Below are 12603 nucleotides of genomic sequence, written 5' to 3' on the forward strand. Positions count from 1 at the left end.
AATTTAATTTCGTACTGTGTGTTTTACTTGTTATCACCAGCGACATTTATTATTATATTTCGTTCTAATATAAAAGTCAACAACTTTTTTGAAACTTTATCATTTGAGGGAGAATTACCCCCTCAAATTAAATCATCAAACGTGTAATCCTTTGATAATTCCTCTATTAACTCTCCATTAACCTCGAAAAAGGTAACTTGTGCTAATTTATTTTCTAATTCAAGTATAGCATATGTTTTTTGTCTACGCAGTACCGGGAGTCTAATACTTCCCGGATTAATAAATAAAATACCTTCGATCATTTCTGCTGCAGCAATATGTGAATGACCATAACACACGATGTTTGCTTGCACCTCTAATGCTCGGTATTTTAAATTCATTAATGTTGCTTTTACATTGTATAAATGCCCGTGTGTGATATACAACGATAATCCTTCTAGCTGTTCAATAATATCATCAGGAAAGTCAGATCCAAAATCACAATTTCCCTTCACTTTTCTCAGTGACGATAATTCAGAATCTTCAAATGATAATTCAGAATCCCCACAATGCAACATCAAAGAAACTTCATCTTTATGGCGCTTTTTAATCTCATCTATCTCAGATGTTAAACCATGGCTATCACTCATTATTAATACTTTCATATTAAGTCACCCCATTTTTAAAAATCGTTAATTAATACCGATAATTTTTTTAGTGCACTTGCACGATGACTAATCCTATTTTTTTCTTCTTTTGACAAGTTAGCCATTATTTCAAGTTTGTCTTTAACGATAAAGATTGGGTCATAGCCAAATCCATTCTCACCCTCTGGATTTTGAGCAATATATCCCTCACAAGTTCCTATAACTGTTTTATTTTTTTGACCAGGTATCGATAACGCTAGTGCACAAACAAATCTAGCTGAGCGATCCTCTTGATTAGGTACATCTGCTAATTCATTTAAAACCTTAAACATGTTAGCCTGATCATCTCTTGCAAGACCCGCATATCTAGCCGAAAAGATCCCTGGTTTACCTCCTAAATAATCAACAATTAGACCAGAATCATCTGCTATTGTTATTTGATCATATTCTTTTGAAATTGCTTCAGCCTTTAATAACGCATTTTCTTCGAATGTAGTACCAGTCTCTTCCACATCAATGGATTTAGGAAAATCTAAAAGTGATTTAACGTGAAATCCCATTGGTGTTAACAATGTAGTGAATTCCTTTACTTTCCCAGGGTTTTTAGTTGCAATTATTATATTTTTCATACTGTATCAGCCTGTTTATTTATATTTTCTGCAATGATAAGTGATAAATCTCCAAGAGCTTGTTTTTGAAGTTGGATTAATGATTGCACCCCATCTTCAGCTAAATCAAGCATACTAGTCAATTGACTTCTAGAGAATGTAGATTCTTCACCTGTTCCTTGTAATTCAACAAGATTACCCTTAGAGGTCATAATTACATTCATATCAACTTCGGCAGTAGAATCTTCTTGATAATCCAAATCTAAGATCTCACCATGCGTTTTGTCAATGCCAACAGAAACCGCGGCAAGGTAATCTGAAATTGGCAATACTTTCAGTTTTCCATCCGTTACTAACTTACCCAACGCTAAAGTCATGGCAACAAATGCTCCTGTAATCGAAGCGGTTCTAGTTCCACCATCAGCTTGAATCACATCACAATCGATCCAAATCGTTCTTTCACCTAATGCTTTGAGATCAACAACTGCGCGTAATGATCTACCTATTAATCGTTGTATTTCCATTGTCCGTCCGCTGATTTTACCCTTAGCCGATTCTCTGATTGTCCGTTGTTCAGTCGCTCGTGGAAGCATTGAATACTCAGCTGTAATCCAACCCTTACCCGCTCCACGCATAAATGGTGGGACCCTGTCTTCAATACTTGCATTACATATGACCTTCGTGTTTCCAACAGTAATCAAGACGGATCCTTCCGGATGAATAACAAAATCTTTTACGAAATCAACTGACCTTAACTGATCTACCCTACGACCATCATGTCTCATTCTTATTTCCCTCCTATGTAAATTCACTTTCTAGACTCCTTTAAGAGTCCTGGTTACTTTTCTAAAGTCTTTGCCACATAAAAATATGTAATTAGTGATCATTTTGAAACCCAACAATGGTATTAAAAACAACAATATGTATAAACAAGAAAGAAGAGGTAGCTAGTAGCAGCTTACCTCTTTTTACCCTGTTTATAGTATAACAAAAACTTATAATTAAAAACTACCTGTGTTTACCTTAGTTGGTCTTGTTACCGGTTCTGTTAACTTCTCTCCGTTTTCTTTTAGCAATTCAGCTTTTCCATTAACAGTTACAGCAACACTTTCAATACCTGGTTGCTCCGTTAATGTTAAAACTAATGATTGAAGTGCTTCTGAAGAAATAATTTTTTGTTCTTCATCAAAGCTACCAAATATCGCTTCATTAAAATCTAAAGTTACTTTTCCGTCTTCATATTTTGGAGCATTGACTAATTCAACGCCGTCTTGGAAACCAGTCATCAATCCCGTGGAGAGCGAAGGACCTTTTACAAGTTCATTAATTGCAGAAACAATTGAATCAGTTTCTGTATTGCTTATACGCTTTGTGACAGGAACATAATACTGCTTTCCATTTGATTCAGCTGTATAGTAGACAGTTAGTGGATGAGTATTTGTAATGTCAACCACGTCACTAGAATCAGGATTGATTCCATTCTCTCTGCTAACGCCATCCAAAATCGGTGTTCCATTTACAGGCATCTCTGTTTGTTCATGACCATTCACCCAAATTTTCACGTCTTCAACCGATTCAAACTGAGTTAGTGTCCATGTTATAGCCTGTAAAATTTTCGCTTCATCTTCTTTGTTATAATTATTAAATTCTTTAGAGAAATCAGCAACTGCTGTCCCATCTTTAATATTTACTCCTATTACCTGTGTATCTTGAGGTAGAACAGCTCTAAAACCATCAGGTAGCACATTAGATATTGGACCGCCCTCCACTAAGTATTCTAATGCTTGTTTTGCTACACTCTTTGTTTCTGGGAGGTTCATCGCATATGGTACAACAAAACCATTTTCATCAATTAAAAATAATTGACTAATCACGTTTTCTGCTGCTTCCTCCCCCTTCACATCCTCGACATCACCAACCGACTGCTTTTCTTCCCCATTCTCGGTTAATGTAATATCTTGAGGTGGATCAATTTCCTTCGCTGTTTTCTCAGCGTCGAATAAACCACAACCAGAGAGTAGCATTGATGACGCAATGACAGTAATTGCAATCTGTTTGTTGTATTTAGACATTAAAATCCCTCCAAAGGCAGTTTGTACTACTATGTATACGAGCTATTAATTGTTTTAGACCGAATTTTTGTACAAACTTTTAAGAAAAGCGCAAGGCGCCCGTTCATCGACGACAAGCATAAGACGAGACGGCTGGAAGGTTGCTCTTTAACCTTCTAGACGGATTGGCTTATGACCTTGAGTCGATGGCGCCTGAAGCTAGACAACTCGAAAAGCGCAAGGCGCCCGTTCATCAACGACAAGCATAAGACGAAACGGCTGGAAGGTTGCTCTTTAACCTTCTAGACGGATTGGCTTATGACCTCGAGTCGATGGCGCCTGAAGCTAGACAACTCGAAAAGCGCAAGGCGTCCGTTCATCGACGACAAGCATAAGACGAAACGGCTGGAAGGTTGCTCTTTAACCTTCTAGACGGATTGGCTTATGACCTCGAGTCGATGGCGCCTGAAGCTAGACAACTCGAAAAGCGCAATAGCCGTTAAGCTCCGTATGAACCGGAGCACTCCTCAATGAGATAAAGGAAACACGAAGAGCAAAGCGATTCGATGTTGCCCTATCAAAGACTAACTACAATAATACTTTCCTATTTTCTAAAGCAGTGTTACAAAGTCAGAACACAAAACAAAAACACGACGGATTTTCACATCGTGTTTCTGTTCAAATTTATTAAAATTTTACATTCTCGACATTATTCAACGAAATAGACCGTACATTTTCAATTGGATGTTCAAACCATTTTGATGCGATCTTCTCAAACAATTGTTTAGGACCAGTCGTTAAAAATAAATGTTTCTTTTCACCCGAAGTTTGGTTTAGTACTCTTTTAAAGGATAGGATTGTACTAACCTCTCTAGCAGTTTCATCACCAGAACAAATGATTCTTACTGCTTGTCCCATATATTCCTCAATCTGTGGTTGTAAAATTGGATAATGAGTGCAACCAAGAATCAATGTATCAATTGTAAAATTTCTAAAAGAAGCTAATGATTCTTCAATAATTATCCGTGCTTCTTCACCTTCAAATTCACCACTTTCTACTAGTGGAACAAATTTAGGACAAGCAAGACTTTCAACTGTTAAACTATTATTTAATGTTTTTAGAGATGTTTCATATGCTGCACTTTCTATCGTATTAATTGTTCCAATAACACCAATATGATCATTTTTGGTAACTTTAACAGCTGTTCTTGCTCCCGGAAAAATCACACCAATAACAGGTATATTCGTATTCTCCTGAATTTCTTGTAAGGCAATTGCAGTTGCTGTATTACAAGCGATGACAAGCATCTTAATATGGTGATTTTCAAGTAAGTAATTAGTCAGTTCCCATGTAAAACGACGTACCTCTTCCGCCGGTCTCGGTCCATAAGGACATCGTGCTGTGTCACCTAAGTAGATAATTTCTTCTTTTGGTAATTGTCTCATGATTTCTTTTGCGACAGTTAATCCACCGACTCCAGAATCAATGACACCGATTGGTCTTTTCAAAAAATCGCCTCATTCTTCTCTCATATCATGTTGTAATTTGATTAATGCCTTTTCTAGTACAGATAATTCATCATCATTAAAATTTACGAGCCTACCCTTTAAGTAATTTTGACGTTTATAAATTACTTCTTCAATGATACGTTCGCCTTCCTTAAGTAAATGAATTCGTACGACTCTTCGATCTTTTGGGTCTTTCACCCTCATGAGCAATTCTTTTTTTTCCATGCGATCTATTAAATCAGTTGTTGTGCTACACGCCAAATATATTTTATTAGAAAGTTCACCAATTGTTAAATCTCCATTTTCCCAAAGCCATTGCAAAACAACAAATTGTGGGGGAGTGATGGCATAATCATTAAGTATTTCTCGACCCTTTTGCTTAATAATACCCGATATATGACGTAGTGCTTTCTCTAGATCAACTACAGTCTGTTCATTCACTTTTTCAGTATTGTTAGTCACCTTAGAACCTCACTAATAAGTAGTGATATGCTGTGTTTCTTTATGTTAGGTAAGACAACATTCAGGAAATGCATATCACTTTATATTTTCTCTTTTTTTTTCATAAAATGCAAGTTACATATGCTCAACAAGCTTTATCATAGAAAGTTCGGTAACGTAATCATAATAACCGGCCTCCTTACTTAAAGGAGGCCGGTTTTAGGTTAGAGCTCTAGTTCACCCATTCGAAGGAGCTCAACAACCGCTTGTGAACGTCCCTTAACTCCAAGCTTTTGCATCGCATTCGAGATATGGTTTCGAACCGTCTTTTCGCTTATGAAGAGGTCGCTAGCTATCTCCTTTGTGGTTTTATCTTGAACTAACAATTCGAAAACTTCTCTCTCTCTTTTCGTGAGTAGTGGCTTTGATTGAAACTCTTTCTCTTTCAAGTATTGTAACCCTCCTTGCTAAGGTGAGAGCTGATCAAACGGATGGGGATATATTTAGTCAACATATATTATGTGTTAATGGTGTGGACTGTTACAAATAGATGGTAAAAATGACCTTTATTTGCATTATTTATTTTGTTTTTTTGTGCAAATGATTTTGGATGTCTGAGTAGAGATTGTCGGAGGACCTATTACATGATCTAGTTTGTTGAAAGCAATTGTTGTCTAACAAAGATTTCTCACTAATTGTTTGAATAACTTTCCAATAAAATTCTCTCTTCTTCAGACCATGAAACTCCTTTTCCTGTTATTGTAGAAATCTGTACAATAGTCCCTCTTCCTACGAATAGACAATCTTCACCTTGATTTACACCTAAATAATGAAGATCTATAGATGAATGTCCGATATGATTCACTTTTACATATAATGTGATCATATTATCAAAAAAAGCTTGCTTCATAAAATCACATTGTAGGTCAGCAACAACTGGAATATTTTCTCGATTAAGACTCATCCATTTTTCCATTAAACCGACGCTTTTAAAAAATTCAATCCTTCCTTCTTCAAAATATGTAAATGGAACCGTATTGTTCATATGTCCAAACATATCTGTTTCAGAAAATCTTATTTTTATCTTATGTGAGAAGGAAAAACTATTTTTATAAGTTTCATCGAAACTGTCTATATATGAAATTTTTTTCAAGTCGGTCATTCCTTTCCATTTTTCCTGCAGACTCATGTTTTAAAGTTTGTAGCTCTAGTTAGATGAATATATTCAAAGAAAAGGACTGACCTTTATGAAAGTCAGTCCTACTTCTATTATATATTTAGCCTTGGTCACTACCAAAGAAACTACGGAACGATTGAATGGTTGTGTCACGGTTTAAAGCTGCAATCGACGTTGTTAAAGGTATACCTTTTGGACATGATTGAACACAGTTCTGTGAATTCCCACAGTTGGCTAAACCACCGTCCCCCATGATCGTCTCAAGTCGCTCTGATTTATTCATTTCACCCGTTGGATGTGCATTAAATAAACGGACTTGGGATAATGGAGCTGGTCCAATGAAATTAGATTTACTATTAACATTTGGACATGCTTCTAAGCATACTCCACATGTCATACATTTTGATAATTCATATGCCCATTGTCGCTTTTTCTCAGGCATACGTGGTCCAGGACCTAAATCGTACGTACCATCAACCGGAATCCAAGCTTTAACCTTTTTAAGAGAATCAAACATGCGCTTACGATCAACTTGTAGATCACGAACGACAGGAAATGTACGCATCGGTTCAAGGCGAATTGGCTGAACTAGCTTATCTACTAATGCGGAACAGGATTGACGCGGCGTTCCATTAATCACCATTGAACATGCTCCACATACTTCTTCTAGACAGTTCATATCCCAGTTAATCGGTGTTGTTTGTTTCCCTTCAGTATTCACAGGATTTCTACGAATTTCCATTAACGCTGATATAACATTCATATTTGGACGATATGGTACTTCAAACTTTTCTTCATATGGCTTATCTTCTGGTGAATCTTGTCGGGTAATAATAAATTGAACTACTTTTTTCTCGCTCATTATTTATCCCCCTTACTTACTGAATAGTCACGTTTACGTGGTTTGATTAACGAAACGTCAACATCATCATAATTAAATTCTGGAGCAGTATTGTCACCCGTATGTGTAGCCATTGTTGTTTTTAAGAATTCCTCATCATTACGTTCAGGGAAATCTGGTTTATAATGTGCTCCACGACTTTCGTTACGATTATATGCACCTAGTGTAATAACACGTGATAACTGAAGCATATTTTTTAATTGACGTGTGAAAGTAGCTCCTTGATTACTCCATTTAGCTGTATCGTTAATATTAATCTTATCAAAACGTTCGATAAGCTCTTGAATCTTATCATCCGTTTTTAGAAGTCTATCATTATATCTTACAACAGTAACATTATCCGTCATCCATTCTCCCAATTCCTTATGAAGAACATATGCATTTTCTTTACCATCTAAACTCATTACATTATTCCATTTTTCTTCTTCCTGCTTAACATAACCTTCAAATAAGGATGATGAAAGATCATCCGTGTTTTTTTCTAAACCATTAATATACTTAACAGCATTTGGACCTGCAACCATCCCACCATAAACTGCTGAAAGTAATGAATTTGCACCTAAACGATTTGCACCATGCATAGAATAGTCACATTCCCCTGCTGCAAATAAGCCTGGGATATTTGTCATTTGATCGTAATCTACCCATAGGCCACCCATTGAATAGTGAACGGCTGGGAAGATTTTCATTGGTACTTTACGCGGATCATCTCCCATGAATTTTTCATAGATTTCGATAATTCCACCAAGCTTAATATCCAATTCTTTAGGATCTTTGTGAGATAAATCAAGGTATACCATGTTTTCTCCGTTAATACCTAGTTTCTGTTCCACGCAAACATCAAAGATTTCACGAGTTGCAATATCACGAGGTACTAAATTTCCATATGCCGGATATTTCTCTTCAAGGAAGTACCATGGTTTTCCATCTTTGTATGTCCAAACTCGTCCACCTTCACCACGGGCAGATTCACTCATTAGACGTAGTTTATCATCACCAGGGATTGCAGTTGGATGTATTTGAATAAATTCACCATTCGCATATGTTACACCTTGTTGATAAACGATAGATGCAGCAGAACCGGTGTTAATGATTGAGTTTGTTGATTTACCAAATATAATACCAGGTCCTCCTGATGCCATGATCACAGCATCAGCACGGAATGATTCAATTTGCATAGATGTAAGATTCTGAGCAGTAATTCCTCGACATACACGATCATCGTCGATTACAGCACCTAAGAATTCCCATCCTTCGTATTTCGTAACAAGACCAGCGACTTCATAACGTCTAACCTGTTCATCTAATGCATAAAGTAACTGTTGTCCTGTAGTCGCACCTGCAAATGCAGTACGGTGATACTGAGTGCCACCAAATCGTCTAAAATCTAGTAACCCCTCAGGAGTACGGTTAAACATTACACCTAATCGGTCAAATAAGTGAATGATAGAAGGAGCTGCGTCAGCCAACGCTTTAACTGGTGGCTGGTTTGCTAAGAAATCCCCTCCGTAAACCGTATCATCAAAATGCTCCCAAGGTGAATCACCTTCACCTTTCGTATTTACAGCCCCGTTAATTCCACCTTGTGCACAGACAGAGTGAGAACGTTTTACGGGTACTAGTGAAAATAAATCTACTTGAACGCCTGCTTCAGCGGCTTTCATCGTTGCCATTAAGCCAGCAAGACCGCCTCCAACGACGATAATCTTATTCTTACTCATTAACCCCACTCCTTTTAATAGCTATAACTGGATCTGGATTAGACGAATGCAAAAATCGCTCGAACCCCTACAATTGTAAGCGCTATAAATATAGCAAGTGTAACATATGTTGAGATAACCTGTGAGCGTGGCGAAACTGTAATTCCCCAACTTACTGCAAATGACCATAAACCATTAGCAAAATGGAACACAGTTGAAATAACCCCAACAAGATAAAATACTAACATAAAAGGACTACTCAAAATGGAAGCCATCATGTCATAGTTTACTTCTGCTCCTAGTGCTGCAGCAATTCTAGTTTCCCACACATGCCATGCAACGAAAATGAATGTAATAATTCCTGTAATACGTTGCAGGATAAATAGCCAGTTGCGAACAAAGCTATAATTACTTACATTGTTCTTTGCAGTAAATGCAATGTAAACACCGTAAATTGCATGGTATAAAAGTGGAAGGAAGATAACAAACACTTCCAAAACATACCTAAAAGGAAGCATTTCCATAAAGTGAGATGCTTGGTTAAAAGCCTCTGCCCCTCTTGTAGCAAAATGATTGACTACAAGATGCTGAACTAAAAAGAGGCCTACAGGAATGACACCTAATAATGAATGCAGTCTACGATTCACAAACTCTTTGTTTCCAGCCATTAAACTTACCCCCTAGTTTCAATAATGCGAACACATTTAACTTAAAAACTCTTAATTTTCACCCAATAATCTTTTTTGATTCAGTTAATTAAGGCTCTGGTCTAATCTTTGTTGTCTTTACTTATAAAAACCGTTTATTCTTGGTCACAGGAGTTTATATCATACTTAAAGATGTCCAAAACCAATTAAACAATGTTTTCGTCCTTTTAAAAAACAACGATCCTTGTAAAAACCGCCTATAATTAATCATCATTAAGGTCATAAATGACCAGGGTAAAATCATACTGGGAATGAACAGGCAGATTAATAGACTCTGCTAACTCGAGATAAATTGTGACAAATTTATTTTACTCCCATAAAGTAAGAGCGTCAAGAAAACGCGTTCATAAATTTTAATTTTTCGACAAATCTTTAATTCTTTCAATTTAATTTTATCAATATATCGAAATGAAGAACATAGGTATTTCATTTCAGATAGATAATCCATGATTTTGCATCTAATAAAGTAAATTCAGCGATAAATAAAACCTGATTATCCTAGATGGAAAAACATTCTAAATCCCAATATAAATATGCTGTTATAGAAAATTAAAAAGAAACTATTGTGCCAAAACTCCTGTTTAGTTAATATTACATGTTTTTCACACCTACTCTTGTTATATAATAAAACCTAGAAAGAGGGGAATACCGTGAATAAACAATCTACACTCATAACTATTGAAGAATTAAGTGATAAACAAGCTCCAGCATTCGGTTTAGAACTACTAAGAGAGGTCTTGATCCCAGATATCCTTGGGACTGATCATCCTCAAATGCTGTATTGGGCTGGAAAAAGCTTAGCACGTAAATATCCAATAACTACAATTGAGGAAATCTCAACTTTTTTTGCAACTGCAGGATGGGGAAACCTCACTTTGGTGGATACCAAAAAGAATGAATTAGAATTCGAGCTCAGTGGAGAGCTCATTTCACACAGATTTAAAAAGACAACTGATTTTAGCTTTCAATTAGAAGCTGGTTTTCTAGCAGAACAACTGCAAACAATGAACAAGTATATAACCGAAACATTTGAGCAAGTTAAAAAACGTGCTAATAGAGTCGTATTCACTGTGAAATGGGATCAAAAAGATGAAATTGAAGAATCCACATTCGGCAAGCGTAGTGGTAAGACACGATAGTATTTTTCAGGGACTCTAATAATTAGGTTAGCTCACCTAGATGCAGCAAGCTAACCTAATCATGGGACCCTATTTTTTTCACGTTATATTCTAACTGACACTTTTGAAAGGTCAAATGCTTGATGGAGTATATCAACAGCTGTTACCATATGTTCTTGTGAAATAACTGTAGATACTTTTATTTCAGAAGTGCTAACCATTTTTATTTCAATTCCTTCATTAGCCAGTACTTCAAACATTTCGGCAGCAACACCTGGGTTTGAAACCATTCCTGAACCAACAATTGAGACTTTAGATAACCCTGATTCCGATTCGATTTTTGCATAATTTAAAGTCGTTTTATGTTGCTCAAGTATGACAATTGTATCCTCAAGATCCACTGTTTTTACTGAAAATGAAATCGATGTTTTTTGATCACTAGTCGTACTTTGAATGATGATATCCACGTTTAAACCATTTTTGGCTAATGTAGAAAAAATAGTCGACAGTGTTGACAATTCATTTGGCAAACCTAGAACCGAAACTCTCGTTACTTGATCTTCGAATGCAATCCCTCTAACAACTAAATTTTGTTCCATTTTTGTTTCCTCCTCTATGATGGTGCCTCTTTCTTCTTTCATACTAGAACGTACTTCAAGTGATACATTATAATTTTTCGCAAATTCAACTGCTCGTGGGTGTAAAACACCTGCACCTAGATTTGCTAATTCAAGCATTTCATCATAAGAAATTGATTGTAATTTTCGTGCACTTTTTACAACTCTAGGGTCTGTGGTGAAAACACCTGTTACATCGGTATAAATATCACATTTATCTGCTTTAAAAGCGGCTGCAAGGGCGACTGCTGTTGTATCAGATCCCCCCCTACCTAAAGTTGTTATTTCATCTTCCTCTGACACTCCTTGAAAGCCAGCTACTACAACAATCTTTCCTTCGCTTAGTTCAGCCTTTATATGATTAGGGTCTATTTTAGTAATTCTTGCATTACCATGTCTTGCTTCTGTTTCAATTCCTGCTTGCCATCCTGTAAGAGAAGTAGCTTTATGTCCCTTTTCTTGTAAGGACATAGTCAAGAGGGAGATTGTCACTTGTTCACCTGTTGTAAGAAGCATATCCATTTCTCTTTTACTAGGTTTAGATGTGATTTGATTAGCAAGATCAACAAGCTTGTCAGTTGATTTCCCCATTGCTGATACAACTACTACTACATGGTTTCCATTTTCTTTCTCCTGAATAACACGGCTTGCTACATGCTGAATTCTTTCAACTGTAGCAACTGATGTGCCTCCGAATTTCTGAACGATAATACCCAAATTAATCTCACCCTTCTTCACATTCAATGTGTTTTTTATAATCGTAAATTATGTAAAGTCATATGCGTTGCCAGTGTATTAATAAGTCATCAAGAACTAGCAATCAGGAAGTTAGTTAACAATAAAAAACGACAAAAAAGCAATGAGACATAATACATCCCATTGCTTACTAACTACAATGAGATAGCTCTCCAAGAAACATGTCTCTTGACAGTTTTACATCTCTTAAATGTAAAACCAGCAATTAAAGCAAATGGTGCTTTAACTACTTCGGCGAACACCCCTTTCACCAATTGTCATCGGATACCTTTCTCCTCTAACTGGCTACTTTTGAAGTTCGCACCTCTACCATCATTAACAAACTAACGATCACATATGAAATTTATATTATACTAACAAACTTCTTTGAATCATGCAAGATAATTTCACCA

Annotated in this window: 13 protein-coding genes and 1 riboswitch; of the genes, 1 reads left to right on the plus strand and 12 read right to left on the minus strand. The window is 36.3% G+C overall.

Annotation, left to right across the window (positions count from 1 at the left end):
• Nucleotides 1-122: 122 nt before the first annotated feature.
• The 11 genes from AC6CHR_RS04755 to AC6CHR_RS04805 form a co-directional block, all read right to left on the minus strand.
• Nucleotides 123-644, minus strand: coding sequence for a metallophosphoesterase family protein (locus AC6CHR_RS04755; protein ID WP_498247365.1), 522 nt, complete (start codon nucleotides 642-644; stop codon nucleotides 123-125).
• A 17-nt stretch (nucleotides 645-661) separates the two neighbouring features.
• Nucleotides 662-1255: an XTP/dITP diphosphatase gene (locus AC6CHR_RS04760; protein ID WP_498247366.1), complete on the minus strand. Its 594-nt coding sequence runs from the start codon at nucleotides 1253-1255 to the stop codon at nucleotides 662-664.
• A complete protein-coding gene (gene rph, locus AC6CHR_RS04765; protein ID WP_498247368.1) occupies nucleotides 1252-2019 on the minus strand; it encodes a ribonuclease PH in 768 nt (255 codons plus the stop codon). Before rph ends, AC6CHR_RS04760 begins: the two co-directional genes overlap by 4 nt.
• Before the next feature lie 216 nt (nucleotides 2020-2235).
• Nucleotides 2236-3306: a GerMN domain-containing protein gene (locus AC6CHR_RS04770; protein WP_498247369.1), complete on the minus strand. Its 1071-nt coding sequence runs from the start codon at nucleotides 3304-3306 to the stop codon at nucleotides 2236-2238.
• Nucleotides 3307-3972: 666 nt separating this feature from the next.
• Nucleotides 3973-4794: a glutamate racemase gene (gene racE / locus AC6CHR_RS04775; protein WP_498247371.1), complete on the minus strand. Its 822-nt coding sequence runs from the start codon at nucleotides 4792-4794 to the stop codon at nucleotides 3973-3975.
• Between the two features lie 9 nt (nucleotides 4795-4803).
• Nucleotides 4804-5256: a MarR family winged helix-turn-helix transcriptional regulator gene (locus tag AC6CHR_RS04780; protein ID WP_498247372.1), complete on the minus strand. Its 453-nt coding sequence runs from the start codon at nucleotides 5254-5256 to the stop codon at nucleotides 4804-4806.
• Nucleotides 5257-5459: 203 nt separating this feature from the next.
• Complete coding sequence (gene gerE / locus AC6CHR_RS04785) at nucleotides 5460-5684, minus strand: helix-turn-helix domain-containing protein (protein WP_213382121.1); 225 nt, start codon at nucleotides 5682-5684, stop codon at nucleotides 5460-5462.
• A gap of 242 nt (nucleotides 5685-5926) precedes the next feature.
• Nucleotides 5927-6388, minus strand: a complete 462-nt coding sequence (locus AC6CHR_RS04790; RefSeq protein WP_498247373.1) for an acyl-CoA thioesterase — start codon at nucleotides 6386-6388, stop codon at nucleotides 5927-5929.
• A gap of 124 nt (nucleotides 6389-6512) precedes the next feature.
• Nucleotides 6513-7274, minus strand: coding sequence for a succinate dehydrogenase iron-sulfur subunit (gene sdhB, locus AC6CHR_RS04795; protein ID WP_498247374.1), 762 nt, complete (start codon nucleotides 7272-7274; stop codon nucleotides 6513-6515).
• Nucleotides 7274-9034 (minus strand): succinate dehydrogenase flavoprotein subunit, encoded by a 1761-nt coding sequence (gene sdhA / locus AC6CHR_RS04800; protein ID WP_498247375.1) that lies wholly within the window; start codon nucleotides 9032-9034, stop codon nucleotides 7274-7276. The genes sdhB and sdhA overlap by 1 nt, the downstream gene beginning before the upstream one ends.
• A 38-nt stretch (nucleotides 9035-9072) precedes the next feature.
• On the minus strand, nucleotides 9073-9681 hold the full coding sequence (locus AC6CHR_RS04805) for a succinate dehydrogenase cytochrome b558 subunit (RefSeq protein ID WP_498247376.1): 609 nt from the start codon (nucleotides 9679-9681) through the stop codon (nucleotides 9073-9075).
• A gap of 689 nt (nucleotides 9682-10370) precedes the next feature.
• Between AC6CHR_RS04805 and AC6CHR_RS04810 the strand changes: the two genes are divergently transcribed.
• Nucleotides 10371-10859 (plus strand): YslB family protein, encoded by a 489-nt coding sequence (locus AC6CHR_RS04810; protein WP_498247377.1) that lies wholly within the window; start codon nucleotides 10371-10373, stop codon nucleotides 10857-10859.
• 83 nt (nucleotides 10860-10942) lie between these two features.
• Here AC6CHR_RS04810 and AC6CHR_RS04815 read toward each other — a convergent pair whose 3' ends face one another.
• Entirely contained in the window at nucleotides 10943-12172 is a 1230-nt protein-coding gene (locus AC6CHR_RS04815) for an aspartate kinase (RefSeq protein ID WP_498247378.1), read from the minus strand.
• A gap of 176 nt (nucleotides 12173-12348) precedes the next feature.
• Nucleotides 12349-12528: riboswitch (Lysine riboswitch) on the minus strand.
• Between the last annotated feature and the right edge of the window lie 75 nt (nucleotides 12529-12603).

Source organism: Metabacillus sp. GQ13, from assembly GCF_059758525.1.